Raw genomic sequence first — 16,050 nt, forward strand, 5'->3', positions numbered from 1 at the left:
TCCTTACTTATGATCGTCAGCATCTTTTAATTTATCTTGACTAGCATAATACCACCCAACAAGAATGCCAGTTAAAAATCCAAACAAATGGCTTTCAAAACTGAGCCATGGATGTAATGGAAGAATCCCCCATATCATCGAGCCATATAAAATCAATGTAACAACGGCTAACAATACGGACTTTATAGATTTCTTCACCAAAGCATAACTTAGTAGGTAAGCCCATGTACCATAAACAATACCACTTAAGCCAATATGATAACTGATACGGCCAAAGATCCAGACTCCTAACGTAGCTCCAGCCCAACAAAGAAAACAAACAATGAGCAAGCGAGCCAACCCTTTTCGCGCAATAAATAGAGCAAATACGGTAAAAGGCAGTAAGTTACCTAATAAATGGCTAAAAGAGCCGTGAATAAATGGATATATAAGATAATTTGCGTTACTTAAATGATGACGAGGTAATAACCCGTATTCATCAACATGCGTACCATGTAATGAGACGATAAAAAGAGTAATAGTGATCAGCCAAATGGCACCGATAAATACAACACTTGCTCTAGAGATGATGGTCAAATCCAAATGCTTGAGAAACGTCTTTCCATCCCGTCTCTGTATTACTATTAGGAGAGCTTTTTGTTGTTACAGGCTCTAAAATATAAACCACAGATCGAGATAGACCACTGTTACAGTATGAACCATCTTGGCCAATTTCGACAAAGAACAGTGGAGAATCTTGTTTATCTCGACACCATCCCCCTTCCATAGTGCCATTCAAAGTCGATTCACACTGATTTATCACAAACTTTTCGTATTGCTTCACCGATAAGCTTTGCTCTTGAAAACAGGCAAAAGCAGTTGAATCGGCATACCCAAGAGTAGGATGAACAATAGAGCGAACAGAATGATGAAACACCTCGGTTGAGGTCAGTTCCGATGCAATAAGTGATGAAAATGAAGGATTAGAAGCATCACGAGCAAATGACGGTGTAGATAATAAACTTGCCGCAGTTAGTATCGAGAAGATCATTGTGTGATTTCGCATCGTCATATTTCACCTCTTAAATCTGCTTATATTCATTGGTTATAGCACCCTACTAACCAACAGTATAAATCTTTATCAATAGAAAATAATGAACAGTGCAAAATTAGTATATTAATACGTGTAAAGAAATAAATACGATAGATTGTCAAAATATATCTATCTAGAACAATAAATTACGTATATTTGTCTGTATTTCTAAAATTGATCGAATATAATATGAATATAATTTCTTATTGATTGGATGATCGGCTATGGAACACTCATCTTGTAAGCTTAGTAATGACATCATATTGAAAGAGGTCGTAAGAACCTATCACGAACGACTCACTAATGCGTTATTAACCCCTGACGAGCTATCCGATGAAGGTTTAATGCTTTTATTAAAATCTGTCTATCAAGAAGTGTGTAAAAAATATACGCCATAAAAAGAGCCTGATGACATTCTTATAATAAGCGTTATCATCAGGCTCAGTTTTTATACTATAAAAGCGTTATAGCATTAGAAAAATAAATAATTATTTCAGGGATCTGCGTTTTTTTACATCCTGAGCAAGCTGAGTTAATGCTTTTTCTGTATCATTCCAGCCAATACAAGCATCGGTAATACTCTGGCCGTAAGTAGGCTCAACACCATCAATAATATCTTGTCGTCCTTCAACTAAATGACTTTCGATCATTACCCCAAAAATAGCATTATTCCCTTGCGCTATTTGGCTACCCACATCTTCAGCCACTAACATCTGGCGTTGATACTGCTTCAAGCTATTGGCGTGACTAAAATCAATCATCACCTTCTGACGATGACCTGCCTTAGCAAGCTGTGCAGTGATAGCATCAACATGTTCTGCGCTATAATTAGGATCTTTACCACCACGCAGAATAATATGACAGTCTTCATTACCAGCTGTTGATACAATTGCTGAGTGGCCGTATTTTGTCACAGATAGAAAATGGTGTGGTGCACTAGCCGAGCCAATAGCATCAGTTGCAATTTTTATATTACCGTCAGTACCATTTTTAAATCCTACAGGACATGACAAACCTGAAGCCAATTCACGGTGTACTTGCGATTCCGTTGTCCTCGCACCAATAGCTCCCCAACTGATGAGATCGCCCATATATTGTGGCGTAATCATATCAAGGAACTCACCAGCAGTTGGCATCCCCATATCCGTCAAATCTAATAACAGCTTACGGCCAATGCGTAATCCATCATTGAGTTGGAAACTGTTATCCATATAAGGGTCATTGATTAGCCCTTTCCAGCCAACTGTTGTACGAGGCTTCTCAAAATACACTCGCATAACAATTTCGAGTTCACCTTTAAGTTGCTCTCGTAGTGCTAATAACTTCTTACCATACTCTAACGCAGCGTCAGGATCATGAATCGAACACGGCCCAACAACCACAAGTAGACGATCATCTTGATCGTTAAGAATTTTATGAATAGCTTGTCTAGAGTCATAAACTGTTTTAGCCGCATGGTCAGTTGCAGGAAAACGCTCTAAAATTGCAACGGGTGGTAACAATTGTTTGATCTCGCTAATGCGGACATCATCAGTTTTATACATAGTTCTATCCTGTTCGATAATCAAAGTTGTGTCGGTCATCATTTCACTTTGATACATTTCTCCATTGGTCTTGGTTAACTTATCGTCTATCAGCTTGATGTGCAAACGCTAATTGGTTAGACCTCACATTTTTCACCCACAATCCATACAAAATATTAACGATTATTACTTAATCGTATAATTCGACATAAAACATACGACCAGCCTTATAATGCACATTTAGAATACCAGTATAACTTTTAAGAAATCAGCATGTATTATGAACAAATGTGATATTCCACAGACAGATATCAGTAGCATATATCCAGATATTTTTTAACATATCGATAAATAAAACATGCTTTAATTTTCACCAAATAGCTCGACTGCCTTTGTATTTTTTGTTTTTAGGCAATAACATAGATGCATAAGCCAATAATAAAAAGAGAACGTCTTGAGTAGTAATGACGCTGTTATCGCCTTTGAAAGTATTGATAAGTGGTATGGTGATTTCCATGCCTTAAAAAATATAAACCTATCCATTCAGAAAGGTGAAAAGTTGGTAGTATGTGGGCCTTCAGGATCGGGTAAATCGACTCTGATCCGCTGTATTAATGGCCTTGAACAATTTGACTCTGGAACCTTAACGGTTGTTGGAGAACCATTGACACCTCAACATCTACATAGTATTCGTGGCCAAGTTGGCATGGTTTTTCAACACTTTAATCTTTTTCCTCATATGACGGTGCTTGAAAATTTAACCCTTGCGCCAATAAAAGTTCTTAAACTCACAAAAAAAGAAGCAGAACAACGCGCATTGCATTTTCTTGACCGAGTTCAAATCGCACACCAAGCAGATAAATATCCCTCTCAATTATCAGGAGGCCAACAGCAGCGAGTCGCTATTGCCCGCTCACTCTGCATGAAACCCGATATTTTACTGTTTGATGAACCGACATCGGCGCTGGATCCTGAAATGATCAGTGAAGTCCTTGATGTAATGAAGTCACTGGCTGATGAAGGCATTACTATGGTATGCGTTACTCATGAAATGGGTTTTGCCCGCCAAGTGGCTGATAGAGTAGTTTTTATGGATGAAGGGGAAATATTAGAAATCGCCGCTCCAGATGATCTGTTTGATCGTCCACAGCATCTTCGAACTCAACAGTTCTTACGTAAGATCTTAAGTTATTAAAGATGCCATGATGACTCATTCTAATTCCTCATTACAAAAATCCAAATCCAATAAACTCAATTGGTGGCAAATCTGTAAGCCTGCATTCTCCGCTTTAGTGCAAATTGGGCTGGTTATTGCTGTTCTGGTCTGGATCTTATCTTCTGGAGCTGATGCAATGAATTATCGCTGGCAATGGCATCAAATTCCTCAGTATTTATTTGTTCATGAAGATGGCGAGTGGTACCGCGGGGAATTAATAGATGGCCTACTGATTACCCTAAAAATATCAGCAGTAAGTTTAATCTTTACCTTAGGGTTAGGTCTTATCACGGCCTTGCTACGTTTATCTGATTCTATTATTGGACGAGCACTCGCACGCGGGTATATCGAACTGATCAGAAACACCCCATTATTGGTACAAATCTATATTCTTTATTTTGTTCTTGGCCCTATTTTAGATCTAGAGCGATTCACAACGGCTGTGCTTGCTTTATCACTTTTTCAAGGCGCTTACACTGCTGAAATATTTCGCGCCGGATTAAATGCGATTCCTAAAGGTCAATTTGAAGCGGCAGCTAGCTTAGGCTTGTCACAATGGCAGATGTACCGATTTGTTATTTTACCGCAAGTGATTAAACGTATATTGCCACCGCTAACCAATGAAACAGTCTCGCTCGTTAAAAATTCTTCAATTGTGAGTATTATGGCTATCTTTGATCTCACCACCGAAGGCCGAAATATTGTCGCCGATACAGCTATGCCTTTTGAAGTTTGGTTTACCGTTGCGGCCATTTATCTATGCGTTACCTTATTGTTGTCTGCTGTTGCGGCATGGATGGCACACAGACTTAACACCGCTATCGCAAAATAGGTGCGATATACAAAAATGACGCTCATATTGAACCTTTAATATAAGCCTTTAATTATAGGTCTCTAACTTAAAAGTCACTTAGTTATAAAAACAATAAACATGGAGAAAGTACAATGAAAAAAATACTCGCCAGCTGGCTTACGGCTATTACATTATTATTTACTGCAACTCACTCTTTTGCCGATCAGCAGCCAACAGCTTTAGATCAAATTAAAGAACGAGGCACACTGCGTGTTGGTTTATCTACCTTTGTTCCTTGGGCGATGCGAGATAAACAAGGTGAATTGATTGGCTTTGAGGTCGATGTAGCACGGCGTGTTGCACAAGATGCAGGTCTTAAAATCGAATTTATTCCAACCGCATGGGATGGCATTATCCCAGCTCTACTTGCTGGAAAATTTGATGTTATCATCGGTGGTCTATCTATTACCCCACAGCGTAACTTAAATGTTCTGTTTACAGTCCCGTATGCTCACTCGGGCGTTCAACTGGCAGCAAGTAAAGAATCTGCTGCAGATAAAACAACCATAGCTGATTACAACAAACGCAGTGTTACATTAGCGGTTCGTCGTGGCGCAGTAACCGTCCAAACAGCAAAAAAATACTTCCCTAAAGCGAAACTACGTCAATTTGATGATGAGTCCCAAGCCTTTCAAGAAGTGTTAAACGGCAATGCTGATGCAGTTCTTGCTTCATCACCAAAACCTGAACAAATGGCTATTCAATACAAAGATAAGCTATTTATTCCGTTTAAAGAAAACCTAAACCGCGGCTCAGAAGGCTTTGCGCTCCGTCAGGGTGAATTCGATTTACTGAACTTCTTTAATAACTGGATTATGCTTCGCACGGAAGATGGTTGGCTACAATCTCGCCATGATTACTGGTTTAAGACCCTAGATTGGGAAAACCAGGTAGCAGAAGGTCAATAATTTTGTCTCAACAAACTGTGTCTCTACCTAAATTAGACAAATCGACATCATCAGCGCCGAGTCAACGCTCGGTGCTGTCTCGCCTGTCTCCCCGCAATTTAAATGGACTCGATTGGAGCTTATTGCTGCTCATCACCTGTGCTTTGGGTTGGTTTATTTACCGTTCGGCTGTTGGTATTCAATATCAATGGCACTGGCATCAAGCGCTTGAGCTTATTTTTACCGCAGGTCCTAACGGCGAACTGCCATATTTCTTCCAAGGCGTAGCTACAACCATTCGTATTAGCTTATGGGGAATGCTTTTTGCGGGTATTTTAGGGTTATTATTTGGACTTGCTCGACGCTCCTCTTTGGTGTTTATTCGGATGCCAGCTCAAGCGTACATTCAATTGATCCGTAATATACCGCCACTTGTTTTTGTTTTTATTTTTTATTTCTTTATCTCAAGTCAATTAGTGCCACTGCTGGGACTCGAAACACTATTTCGTTACTACAACGGCACGCCTAATGACTTACAAACGTTTTTATTTGGCACTCCTAACCTATGGGAAAATCTATTTTCTGGGGTGTTATGCATTGGTTTATTGGCCTCTGCGTACATAGCAGAAATTATCCGCTCAGGTATTGATAGTATTGAAAAGGGACAGTGGGAAGCAGCAGATTCTTTAGGATTAACACCCCTACAACGTTTTCGTTATGTTATCTTTCCTCAAGCGTTTGCCTCTGTTATCCCTCCGCTTGCAGGCCAGTTTATCTCTATTGTTAAAGATTCTTCGATCATTTCTCTGATCTCAATACAAGAGCTGACTTTTGTCGGTAGTGAAATAGCCAACTCTTCTGGCTACATATTTGAAATTTGGATTTTAGTCGGGCTCGCATATCTCGTATTATGCTTGTCACTCTCAATTCTCTTTAGTTATCTAGAAAAGCGTTATTTAAAACATCAAGCGTATAATCACTGAAACCATACAAGCTTTATTTAAATAAGACAGATACGTGCACAAACATGGGTCTGTCTTATTGTTTTTGCTTTAATCATAACGATAACAGTGATCTTAAGAACGATAAATTGTGAGCGATATTGCAAATTCATTCATAAATATATTTAAGAAGTAAAAATCCTCAGTACATCACACCAATTGTAACCATTCATTTTTATAGTAATGCGGCATTATAAAAATAATTGGTTATACCTTATGAATAAAAAACTTATTACTTTAGCCCTAAGCGGCATCCTGTACGTCTCCCCAACTTTTGCTTTCACTCAAACTCAAAGTGCTGTTCAAAGTACTGCAGACTACGCCCAAGTGGTCAGCAAACGTCAAGTTGTCGATCAACTGTTAGAACAAGCCGTTACTGCATTTAAGTCCCCTGCCCGTATTTCTCACGCTGGGTTTACAGCTAAAATGCCAAGTAATATGGAAATTGTTACCGATCGTTTATTACAAGCTTATCAACTGGAACCTTATCGAACCGATTTATTGATTTCAGCTGCAAACGCTCAGATCTATAACAAAAATGTCGATCGTGCCATTGAACTGTTTGAACAAGTACTCTCTGTTGCGCCTGATGATGTCGATGCTAATGCTTACCTTGCTGTGTGGCAGCACTTTAAAGGTAATAATCAAGCAGCCAATAAACACTTAAAGAAATTAGAACAACTAGACAGTGGAAAAGCAGCTGATATCCAACGTATTTTTGAAACTGTAGATCGTATTGTTGCTACGCCATTAAAATCAGAGATGAAAGAACCGAAAGCGGGTAATACAGCCATCATCACACTGGGGTATGCCTTAAACCCTGATGGGACGATGAATGATATCCTCATTGAACGACTCAATATGACGTTGAAAATTGCCAAAGAACAGCCAAATTCGCTGATTATTTTAACAGGCGGTGTGCCTCAAAATAATCAAACTGAAGGCCGACTTATGGCAGATTGGTTAATCAAACAGGGCATCAACCCAAATCGCCTGATTGAAGATAACTACGCCCGCAGCACAGTAGAGAATGCCTTATACAGCAGCTACGCACTGGCTCGACATAAAATTGAGCATGCAACAATCATTAGCTCAGCCAGTCACGTTCGCCGCGGCCAAACTCTATTTGAAATAGCATCGTGGCAAACAGGCCCTCAAAACATCACGTTTGATACTATTGGTGCACCAGATAAACCTTTAGAAGAATTGGCAAAACCAAGCCAAGGTGAATTATTAGGGATATATCGAGACGCCCTTAGAACCTATGGTATGTGGAGTTATCGTTCTTACCCACTAGAACAAAGATAATCGATTCGTTCACCGCGATATTGCCCTTACTACAGCAATAACAGTGAGTTATTTAGCCTGATGTAGTAAGGGCTTTTTTGAAAACATAAAGATCAGTAGATGGTAGGTATTACACTATTTTTTAAACAGATCCCACTCAGGCCAAAGCGCTTCTAGATCCAAATACTGCTCAATCGTATCAGCAACACGATCAATACCTTGCTCACGGATCTGATCAAAATCTGGAGTTTGTGTCGCTTCAAGTCCAGCCCAAGATAAAATCGCATCACACGCTTCTTGGCGTTCAAAAATACCGTGAAGATAAGTACCAAATACTTGGTTATCTACCCCTAACTGACCGTCTAAGCCGCTTTCTAATTGAATAGGAGCATCAACTTGAACCCCGGTTGTAACGCCTGCATGGATCTCATAACCACGAACAGGTACGCTCGCTTGGTTAGGTAGCGTTAATGTTCCACTTACTTGTTTTAGCTGCTTTTCTTGTTCTAAAACAGTTGTGACATCAAGATAACCTAAACCTTGGCTCTCTCCCGCTTTACCTTCAATACCGAGGGGATCTGCAATGGTTTGTCCTAGCATTTGGTAACCGCCACAAATACCCATCAATTTACCACCCAGACGTAAATGACGTTGAATTTGTTGATCCCACCCTTGCTCTTTTAAATACGCTAAATCATCACGAACGTTTTTCGTGCCGGGAATAATAACCAGATCACAGGGCGGTAAAGGCTCTCCTTTTCCCACCAGCATCAAATTCACTTGAGGATGCATACGTAACGGATCAAAATCAGTATGATTGCTCACTCGGGTAAGAACAGGAACAGCTACTCGTAATGGCTGATCCGTGGTTGATTCGACTTGCTGGCTATTAATGGCATCTTCTGCTTCTAACATTAAACCATGCAAATAAGGAAGAACACCCAACACTGGCTTTCCAGTTTTTTGTTCAAGCCAATCAAGCCCAGATTCCAATAGCTTAATATCGCCACGAAAACGGTTAATCACAAAGCCTTTAACGCGATTTTGTTCCGACTCCGATAGCAAGGCTAGTGTACCGTAAAGATGGGCAAACACACCGCCACGATCAATATCAGCAATAATAATAACGGGCACATCTGCTTTTTCAGCAAACCCCATATTTGCTACATCATTTTCTCGTAAATTGATCTCAGCTGGGCTACCGGCACCTTCAATAACCACCGTTTGATATTGTGCTTGCAGTTTGGCAAAAGAGTCCATAATCGGCCCCATCACCACTTTCTTATAGTTGTGATAACCAACAGCATCCATATCGGCTAGCGCTTTGCCTTGTACAATTACTTGAGCGCCGATATCAGTATTTGGCTTTAAAAGCACAGGATTCATATCAACAGTAGGTTCAATGCGACAGGCTTGAGCTTGCACAGCTTGAGCTCGACCAATTTCACCACCATCTTGAGTCACTGCACTATTTAGCGCCATATTTTGTGACTTAAATGGTGCAACAGCGATCCCTTTTCGGGCCAATACACGACATAGACCGGCAACTAAAACACTTTTACCTGCATCCGATGTTGTACCTTGAACCATTATCGCCTGGGTTGTTTTTTGCATGAGTCCTACCGCAATCTGAAAAATACAGGCAAATAAAACCATAACTTAAGCGATGTAACAAGAAGCAGATGAATTTAATACCCAAGCCTTTTTTGACCTGTTAGACTGCGCCTCTTGTTTTCGATTTGCAGCTAAGATTATGTCTTTTTCAACCTTACCTTTATCTCCTTCTCTGATTCATGCGCTACCTAATGAGCTCAATACCCCAACAGATATTCAGCGTCACGCTATTCCAGCGCTAGTAAAGCATCAAGACGTTCTTGCTTTAGCTCAAACAGGCAGCGGTAAAACTTATGCTTACGGCTTACCTCTGCTACAACAAATCGATCCAAGTCAACCAGAGATTCAAGCTCTTATTCTGGTACCAACTCGAGAATTAACTACTCAAGTTCATCAATCTTTAAATACGATTGCAGAAAAAATGGCGATTCGAACTGCGATTTTGTGTGGTGGGATCAGCCAAGAACAACAAGAAGAGACACTGAACAGTCAACCTCAGTTACTTATCGCAACAACAGGTCGCCTACTTGATGCTCTCAGTAAAGAACAAGTAAGCCTTAGCCATATCAAATCTTGGGTACTCGACGAAGCCGACCGTTTACTGGATATGGGATTTTGGCCTGATATTCAAAAGATCCTCCAACAGCTACCGGCTAAACGACAAACAGCACTGTTCTCTGCCACACTTCCAGAACAGCTTGAATCGCTCACTCAAGAGGTATTATTTAAGCCCGTTCGAATTGAAGCGCAGAAAACTAACAGTGTAGTCGATACTATTTCTGAGCAGTTGTATTTGGTCAATAAAGGCAGCAAACCACAAGCACTCATCGCTCTATTAAAGCAGTACCCAACTCAACAAACGTTGGTCTTTATTGGGGCTAGAGATAACGCTGATGCACTGTGTAAACGTCTAATGAAAGCTGGTATTCAAGTTGCCGCGTTACATGGCCACAAAGAGCAAACTGAACGAGAGCAAATTCTTGCTGATTTCAAAGCAAAAAAATTAAATGTCGTGATTGCCACTGATGTCTTAGCTCGTGGTATTCATATTGAGCAGTTACCACTTGTGATCAACTTTGATTTGCCATCCAATGCCGCAACCTATGTACATCGTGTTGGACGTACGGGTCGTGCTGGCAATAATGGTTTGGCTCTCTCTCTTGTTTGTCATGGCGAAACGGAATTTTTGACGGCGATTCGTCAGTTAACTCAGCGACCATTAGAGCTGCATAATCTTGATGGCTTCCCTGTGACAGACAAACCAACCACAGGAGAGAGTAAACGCAAACCAAGAGATAAACAGGCCAATCGTCGTACAGCTCAAAAACGAAGTATTAAGCAGTTCAAACAAAAGCCCCGTAAAGCTTAAACTGTATGGAATAGCTATAAGCACTAAATACTCATATACCTTTAAACCCACCATATCTAGGTGATTTCAAGATACAAACAAAGGCATTTTTACGAAACCGGGTATCTTGAAGTCACTGGAGTCTGGGGCTTAATCTATATAAGGTGGCCAGTAAAGTCGTGGCCATTGTTGGTTTTCGTTATCGACAAAATGAGTGACACGGTAACGTGCGGCATAATCAAACTTAATACAATGAAGGTATGTGGTGTCTTTTGGCATCGAGAGTAAATGACGCAGTAGCTGATGCATCACTCCTGCATGTGTCACGACCAAGATTTTTTTACCTGCGTATTGGGCAACTAGAGTCTGCCAAGCTTGCAGAATTCGTGCGTCAAAATGCTCTAAGGTCTCTCCTTTATGTAACGCCTCCCCCTGCTCTGTTAACTGCCATGGATCACGCCAATAGCTATCAAGTGTTGGGCCTATATCCTGCCAGAGTTGCTGTTGTTCTAAACCGTCCCATTCACCAAAGTTCATCTCTTTCCATAACGGCTCCGCCACAACCTTAAGATTAAACTGCTGCGCAATATGATGAGCAAACGTTGCACAGCGTTGTAAGGGCGATGTCACTATCACGTCTAGCTCTTTTAACGAGCTTGCGGCGTGCTCCATTTGAGCAAACCCCACCTCTGTTAGCGCAAAATCAGTATGCCCACGTAGACATTTATCACCTTCAGGAAGTCCATGACGTAAAAAATCTACCCGAGTCTCTCCTATCGTCATACTATTTCACTCCTTTTTGCTGTTAGAACCAAACAACTTAGGCATCGAATTAGACATCAAACTTACAATGTCTCCCCTTTAAGTACTTGAGGTAGTCCTGCAATAACAAACACGACTCGATCAGCTATTTTCGCAATATCTTGATGCAGCCAACCACTTTGATCGACAAACTGGCGGGAAACCTCCCCCATAGGGACAACGCCTAACCCAACTTCATTACTAACTAAAATCACTTCACCTTGAGCCTCATTCAACGCTTTAATCATAGCTTGTTTTTGCTGGGGCCAAAGAGCTTCGTAGCCTGAAAATAGGCAGTTTGTGAGCCAAAGCGTTAGACAATCAATCAACAGACAACGATTAGGCGCACTGTACTGTGCAATGATTTTTGCAAGCTCAATAGGTTCTTCAATTACGGTCCAATGTGCAGGCCTTTGTGCCTTATGGTGTTCGATACGTTGTGCCATTTCATCATCGCCAGCGGTCGCTGTTGCAATATAAATAACCTCTTTACCACCATCAAAAGCCAATTTTTCAGCTAATGAACTTTTACCTGAACGGGCGCCACCTAAAACTAACTCAACGTGAGCCAATGTCCTCATCCTTATCGGGTTATTGTAAACTGCCATTATCCTATCGCACTTAGCATAAATTTGCCTAAATCAACTTTTTGTTTCCATACTTATGTTAATTGATGTTCTTAAAATGACGACAACAAAAGAGATCATTTGAGTATAAAATTCTAACAATAAAAAATTGAGCTTAACCCGTTGAAACAGCCCCTTTAATGATTGGATAATTTAATGACCGTACCGCCTGTAATTCTGATCGATATTCTCAAACGACCGAGCTTGCTTACCTCATTAAGTGAACAGCATCAGAGTGCTATTTTAACAGAGGCTCGCCATGTCAATTTATTAGGGCAATTACAGTATTTATGTCACCAGCATGATGTGTTCGATGATCTTTTCTTACACTCTCAACAAACATTGTTATCTGGGCAACAAGCTCATTTAGCCCAATGTAAGCAGCTAAACGATTATCACTACGTTCTTACTCAAGCCTTAACCCAAGCGACTTCAACATGGAGTTACATTAATCAAGCTGGTATTCAATTTTCGCAACAGCAAAGTCGATTAGGTTACTTACGGCAAACAACTGAAATTCTGGTAAGCCACAACGCGATTCATCATATAGAAAATTGTCTCCTTACACATGGATGGCGGCCTAAATTAATCAGTGATTATGATGAAAAAAGCCGTATTAGATATACCAATGCGTTATCACCTTTTATTCATCAAGAATCAAATTTAGAGCTTATTGTACATTATCAGCTTCTTCCTAAGAGATTTCGTTACTCAGGTGATGATGTATTTACTCGTAAATTAATCTATCCAGATAGCTGTTATCCTGCCTCAATATTCGATCCAATTTCGGCCATTTATCATTTAGCGATTAATTTATTTTTTATTAACGATAGTAAGTTTGGTTTAAGAGATATTTTCACGTTATATTCACTACTTAATGAAAATAGTATACAAGAAGGTTTTTGGGGGGAGTTAATTACGTTTCAAAACAAGATTGGAAAAGACTCAAGCTTATTTTTAGCTTTACATTTTTGCCACGTTCTTTTTGATCTCGCTATTCCTGATTTTGTCAGCCAATATTACCACCAGCAATTTAAAGTAAGTGTGACACTTAATTCATTAGAAACCAGCTATATTGACCTGTTTAGTTATGCATTCCCGCCCTATCAAGATGATGATTACAAATTGGCGGCGAGATTACTGCGTATACGAGGATGCATTAAGCAGATGCCTTTATACTTGTTACTGCCTCATATTATTAAACGTGGTATCTGGAATTGCCTTCCTCATGAAAGCGAAGAAGAACTGATTTGTTAGTATATCCCATGTATTTCTTATCATAACTTTTGATATATAAAAACAGATACAAAAAAAGCCCGACTAGCGAGCTTTTTTATCAATCTTTTAATTAAAACAAAAGATTAGAATTTTAGGTACTTAGACATAGCACCAACACTTTTCGCACCAAGACCAGGAACTTTCTCTAGATCTTTTGCAGACTTAAATTTGCCATGCTTTTTACGGTAATCCACAATCGCTTTTGCTTTTGCATCGCCAATACCAGGTAAAAATGCCGCTAAATCCGATGCTGATGCGTTATTTACATTCACAGCTTTAAGGTTTTTCTTAACTGCAGCTTTTGTTTTCTTCACATCTTTAGTCGTAGATGTTGTTGCTTTGTGAGACGTTTTCTTTACGTCCTTTTTAATATCTTTAGTTGATTTAGTTGCTACTTTAGATACTGACTTTTTCGCTTTAGTAATACAGTCGGATTTTTTCTTAGCATCTGCTTTATATTTTGTTTCGCATTGCTTAATTGCTGCTTTAACATCAGAAGATGAAGGTGTTGCTGCTTGGCTTGCAAATGGTGCTACCAACATAAGAGATAATAATAACGCACGAAACATGACTCACTCCTTTAGTGTTTATATGATGTCATTTTTATGGCGACTTTTTAGCAAAGAATCCCATTATTAATGACAATTTTCTGTCAAACCTCATAAAGTATTAGCAGGTTTTGCAAATTTAGTAATAAAAAAGCCGAGTTTAAACTCGGCTTCGATATTTATACCCAAGTGACTTCAAGATGCAGGATTCAGAGCGTTGTCACTGATTCAAGTTCAAGACAAACAATGCAGTGTAATAGCTCGCTATTTCCAAATTGTTTGACGATGAAATTGTGTCTGTGACACGCTCCCAAAGGGCGAGTTAATTTGCTTCACATACTGCGTTAACGATTTTTAATTTAGAGCCACTAGATCTTCAAATCGTTGCCTTGCCTGTAAACCAAATTATTCTCGCTGAACCTCGCATCTTGAGGTTACTTGGGTATATATTCAGATTTGAATTATGAACGGTATTTGTTTACACGATCTTGTGCATTACTGATTCGTGCAGCTGCAGCAACTTCGCTATCAACAACTGTTTTACCAATTGGCGCAAGCGAAATAGCGGCAAGTTTTAGGTGCTGAAGCGCAAATGGAATACCGATAATAGTGACAAAACACGCAGCGGCTGAGATTAAGTGACCAATAGCCAGCCAAATACCAGCTAAACAGAACCAAATTACGTTACCAATGATACCAAAACCGCTGGTACCAATATCGTCTTGATTGGTTAGTTCATCACGTGAAATTGCATCTTTACCAAATGGGAAGAATGAGAAAGTACCCATAACAAAGCAAGCACGACCCCAAGGAATACCAATAATACTGATGAACGCAAGTAGACCAAAGAACCACCAAGCTAGGCCCATGATCACGCCACCGCATAAAAACCAAATAATATTACCTAATGTTCTCATTACTATTACCTATTCAAATTCGCTATAGCACATACTGAGAGCTTGCTATAAGCAAAGAAAAAGACGTTTTATCTTGCGTCCATAATATTTAAAGATTAGCTCACATCAAAGTGTCTGTGTGAGTTAACTCTATTGCCCGTTACTCAATTCAGTTTATAATATCGAACAATAAAAAACAGCGTATTTTACCATTTTAGAGAACAAATGAAAACTAAGACCATCATTTCCCTTTTTATTGCCGTCCTAGCGTTTGCTGCTACAACATTTGGACTGTGTTACAACCAGAACGTTCCGTTTTATCAATGTCCTATTGAAGCTGTAAACGGCATGGCATTTTCTTTTGCTTGGGGGCTGGGAATCCCAACGGCTATCTCGTACGCTTTAGGAGTAATCACCCTGTTGATCCCATCTATCTTTTGTTTTTATTTGGCTCGTACTCTTTACGAGAAGTGGTTTACAAATTAGATAGATTGGTTGCGAAAAGATCCAGCGTATATTCGCCTTGCTGTTCCTGAATCGCTTCAAAAGTAAAACCCAGTTTCGTCAGTAATGCACGAGAAGCCACATTGTTTGATGTTGTAATTGCGACCAATCGCGTGATGTTCAATGCTTCTTTTGCAAAATTCATCATGCAACGTCCCGCTTCATATCCATAGCCACAACGGAATACTTCTGGCAGGAAGCCATAACCTAAATCGATATCATCCAATGTGTCACGCTTAATTAAACCGCAAATACCAACAGGCTTGTAATCTTCTTTGCGCGTCACTTTTAGCAGTCCCATGCCTTTAATTTGATACATTGCTATTAAAGCCGTTTCCAAGTACTTTTTGGCATCATCTAAATTGTGCAAATTCTTATCGCCAACAAATGTCTTAAACTCTTGAGTGCTGTATAGATCAAAGACAAATTGCGCATCTTCTAGTGTTAATGGTGCAAGCTCTAGTCGTTCAGTTTCAAAATGCATTTTCATAGTAATCTTTATTCTGATTATCATTGTTTGAGCTGATTATAAGAAAAAATTGAGTTCATTCAAAAAACAACTTTGAAAACTGGCTGTTAACAGAACTTATCAGTAC

At 39.7% G+C, this 16,050-nt stretch carries 18 protein-coding genes; 9 read left to right on the forward strand and 9 right to left on the reverse strand.

The window, feature by feature from the left end:
* Positions 1 to 3 precede the first annotated feature (3 nt).
* On the reverse strand, positions 4 to 576 hold the full coding sequence (locus WAX86_RS17100; protein WP_217906982.1) for a rhomboid family intramembrane serine protease: 573 nt from the start codon (positions 574 to 576) through the stop codon (positions 4 to 6).
* Positions 560 to 1,051 carry a hypothetical protein gene (locus WAX86_RS17105; RefSeq protein ID WP_341489758.1) on the reverse strand — a complete coding sequence of 164 codons (492 nt, stop codon included), beginning with the start codon at positions 1,049 to 1,051 and terminating at the stop codon, positions 560 to 562. Before WAX86_RS17105 ends, WAX86_RS17100 begins: the two co-directional genes overlap by 17 nt.
* 245 nt (positions 1,052 to 1,296) lie before the next feature.
* Here WAX86_RS17105 and WAX86_RS17110 point away from each other — a divergent pair, with 245 nt between their 5' ends.
* On the forward strand, positions 1,297 to 1,470 hold the full coding sequence (locus WAX86_RS17110) for a hypothetical protein (protein WP_153274591.1): 174 nt from the start codon (positions 1,297 to 1,299) through the stop codon (positions 1,468 to 1,470).
* Between the two features lie 90 nt (positions 1,471 to 1,560).
* Here WAX86_RS17110 and aroG read toward each other — a convergent pair whose 3' ends face one another.
* Positions 1,561 to 2,616 carry a 3-deoxy-7-phosphoheptulonate synthase AroG gene (gene aroG / locus WAX86_RS17115; protein ID WP_065171981.1) on the reverse strand — a complete coding sequence of 352 codons (1,056 nt, stop codon included), beginning with the start codon at positions 2,614 to 2,616 and terminating at the stop codon, positions 1,561 to 1,563.
* 433 nt (positions 2,617 to 3,049) lie between these two features.
* On the opposite strand from aroG, the gene WAX86_RS17120 reads away from it, so the two are divergent.
* The 5 genes from WAX86_RS17120 to WAX86_RS17140 all read left to right on the forward strand — a co-directional run bounded on the left by WAX86_RS17120 (position 3,050) and on the right by WAX86_RS17140 (position 7,860).
* On the forward strand, positions 3,050 to 3,790 hold the full coding sequence (locus tag WAX86_RS17120; RefSeq protein ID WP_005305182.1) for an amino acid ABC transporter ATP-binding protein: 741 nt from the start codon (positions 3,050 to 3,052) through the stop codon (positions 3,788 to 3,790).
* Positions 3,791 to 3,800: 10 nt separating this feature from the next.
* On the forward strand, positions 3,801 to 4,643 hold the full coding sequence (locus WAX86_RS17125) for an amino acid ABC transporter permease (protein WP_341489801.1): 843 nt from the start codon (positions 3,801 to 3,803) through the stop codon (positions 4,641 to 4,643).
* Between the two features lie 113 nt (positions 4,644 to 4,756).
* Positions 4,757 to 5,572: a transporter substrate-binding domain-containing protein gene (locus tag WAX86_RS17130; protein ID WP_341489759.1), complete on the forward strand. Its 816-nt coding sequence runs from the start codon at positions 4,757 to 4,759 to the stop codon at positions 5,570 to 5,572.
* Positions 5,573 to 5,643: 71 nt separating this feature from the next.
* Positions 5,644 to 6,534, forward strand: coding sequence for an amino acid ABC transporter permease (locus WAX86_RS17135; RefSeq protein WP_176715274.1), 891 nt, complete (start codon positions 5,644 to 5,646; stop codon positions 6,532 to 6,534).
* Positions 6,535 to 6,768: 234 nt separating this feature from the next.
* Positions 6,769 to 7,860, forward strand: coding sequence for a YdcF family protein (locus WAX86_RS17140; protein ID WP_065171880.1), 1,092 nt, complete (start codon positions 6,769 to 6,771; stop codon positions 7,858 to 7,860).
* A gap of 114 nt (positions 7,861 to 7,974) precedes the next feature.
* Here WAX86_RS17140 and WAX86_RS17145 read toward each other — a convergent pair whose 3' ends face one another.
* On the reverse strand, positions 7,975 to 9,453 hold the full coding sequence (locus WAX86_RS17145) for a cobyric acid synthase (RefSeq protein WP_068969421.1): 1,479 nt from the start codon (positions 9,451 to 9,453) through the stop codon (positions 7,975 to 7,977).
* 139 nt (positions 9,454 to 9,592) lie between these two features.
* On the opposite strand from WAX86_RS17145, the gene WAX86_RS17150 reads away from it, so the two are divergent.
* Complete coding sequence (locus WAX86_RS17150) at positions 9,593 to 10,822, forward strand: DEAD/DEAH box helicase (RefSeq protein WP_341489760.1); 1,230 nt, start codon at positions 9,593 to 9,595, stop codon at positions 10,820 to 10,822.
* Positions 10,823 to 10,951: 129 nt separating this feature from the next.
* Here WAX86_RS17150 and WAX86_RS17155 read toward each other — a convergent pair whose 3' ends face one another.
* Entirely contained in the window at positions 10,952 to 11,584 is a 633-nt protein-coding gene (locus WAX86_RS17155) for a histidine phosphatase family protein (protein WP_341489761.1), read from the reverse strand.
* Positions 11,585 to 11,646: 62 nt separating this feature from the next.
* Entirely contained in the window at positions 11,647 to 12,183 is a 537-nt protein-coding gene (cobU, locus tag WAX86_RS17160) for a bifunctional adenosylcobinamide kinase/adenosylcobinamide-phosphate guanylyltransferase (protein WP_376788123.1), read from the reverse strand.
* A gap of 201 nt (positions 12,184 to 12,384) precedes the next feature.
* On the opposite strand from cobU, the gene WAX86_RS17165 reads away from it, so the two are divergent.
* Positions 12,385 to 13,485, forward strand: a complete 1,101-nt coding sequence (locus WAX86_RS17165) for a nucleotidyltransferase family protein (RefSeq protein ID WP_341489763.1) — start codon at positions 12,385 to 12,387, stop codon at positions 13,483 to 13,485.
* Positions 13,486 to 13,589: 104 nt separating this feature from the next.
* Here WAX86_RS17165 and WAX86_RS17170 read toward each other — a convergent pair whose 3' ends face one another.
* Both WAX86_RS17170 and WAX86_RS17175 read right to left on the reverse strand, forming a co-directional pair.
* On the reverse strand, positions 13,590 to 14,075 hold the full coding sequence (locus WAX86_RS17170) for a helix-hairpin-helix domain-containing protein (RefSeq protein ID WP_341489764.1): 486 nt from the start codon (positions 14,073 to 14,075) through the stop codon (positions 13,590 to 13,592).
* 440 nt (positions 14,076 to 14,515) lie between these two features.
* Positions 14,516 to 14,971 carry a YccF domain-containing protein gene (locus tag WAX86_RS17175; RefSeq protein WP_044179752.1) on the reverse strand — a complete coding sequence of 152 codons (456 nt, stop codon included), beginning with the start codon at positions 14,969 to 14,971 and terminating at the stop codon, positions 14,516 to 14,518.
* Between the two features lie 204 nt (positions 14,972 to 15,175).
* Here WAX86_RS17175 and WAX86_RS17180 point away from each other — a divergent pair, with 204 nt between their 5' ends.
* Positions 15,176 to 15,436 (forward strand): hypothetical protein, encoded by a 261-nt coding sequence (locus WAX86_RS17180; protein ID WP_065171885.1) that lies wholly within the window; start codon positions 15,176 to 15,178, stop codon positions 15,434 to 15,436.
* Here WAX86_RS17180 and WAX86_RS17185 read toward each other — a convergent pair.
* Positions 15,426 to 15,944: a GNAT family N-acetyltransferase gene (locus tag WAX86_RS17185; RefSeq protein WP_341489765.1), complete on the reverse strand. Its 519-nt coding sequence runs from the start codon at positions 15,942 to 15,944 to the stop codon at positions 15,426 to 15,428. The two genes, WAX86_RS17180 and WAX86_RS17185, sit on opposite strands and share 11 nt — an antisense overlap.
* Between the last annotated feature and the right edge of the window lie 106 nt (positions 15,945 to 16,050).

Source organism: Photobacterium damselae subsp. damselae (assembly GCF_038086725.1).
Classification (GTDB): Bacteria; Pseudomonadota; Gammaproteobacteria; order Enterobacterales; family Vibrionaceae; genus Photobacterium; species Photobacterium damselae.

Coding starts and splice junctions, on each gene's coding strand:
- WAX86_RS17175 (WP_044179752.1), bottom strand. CDS start 14,971: ATGAGAACATTAGGTAATATTATTTGGTTTTTATGCGGTGGCGTGATC.
- cobU (WP_376788123.1), bottom strand. CDS start 12,183: ATGAGGACATTGGCTCACGTTGAGTTAGTTTTAGGTGGCGCCCGTTCA.
- WAX86_RS17165 (WP_341489763.1), top strand. CDS start 12,385: ATGACCGTACCGCCTGTAATTCTGATCGATATTCTCAAACGACCGAGC.
- WAX86_RS17170 (WP_341489764.1), bottom strand. CDS start 14,075: ATGTTTCGTGCGTTATTATTATCTCTTATGTTGGTAGCACCATTTGCA.
- WAX86_RS17150 (WP_341489760.1), top strand. CDS start 9,593: ATGTCTTTTTCAACCTTACCTTTATCTCCTTCTCTGATTCATGCGCTA.
- WAX86_RS17130 (WP_341489759.1), top strand. CDS start 4,757: ATGAAAAAAATACTCGCCAGCTGGCTTACGGCTATTACATTATTATTT.
- aroG (WP_065171981.1), bottom strand. CDS start 2,616: ATGTATAAAACTGATGATGTCCGCATTAGCGAGATCAAACAATTGTTA.
- WAX86_RS17105 (WP_341489758.1), bottom strand. CDS start 1,051: ATGACGATGCGAAATCACACAATGATCTTCTCGATACTAACTGCGGCA.
- WAX86_RS17180 (WP_065171885.1), top strand. CDS start 15,176: ATGAAAACTAAGACCATCATTTCCCTTTTTATTGCCGTCCTAGCGTTT.
- WAX86_RS17125 (WP_341489801.1), top strand. CDS start 3,801: ATGACTCATTCTAATTCCTCATTACAAAAATCCAAATCCAATAAACTC.
- WAX86_RS17185 (WP_341489765.1), bottom strand. CDS start 15,944: ATGAAAATGCATTTTGAAACTGAACGACTAGAGCTTGCACCATTAACA.
- WAX86_RS17155 (WP_341489761.1), bottom strand. CDS start 11,584: ATGACGATAGGAGAGACTCGGGTAGATTTTTTACGTCATGGACTTCCT.
- WAX86_RS17145 (WP_068969421.1), bottom strand. CDS start 9,453: ATGCAAAAAACAACCCAGGCGATAATGGTTCAAGGTACAACATCGGAT.
- WAX86_RS17140 (WP_065171880.1), top strand. CDS start 6,769: ATGAATAAAAAACTTATTACTTTAGCCCTAAGCGGCATCCTGTACGTC.
- WAX86_RS17110 (WP_153274591.1), top strand. CDS start 1,297: ATGGAACACTCATCTTGTAAGCTTAGTAATGACATCATATTGAAAGAG.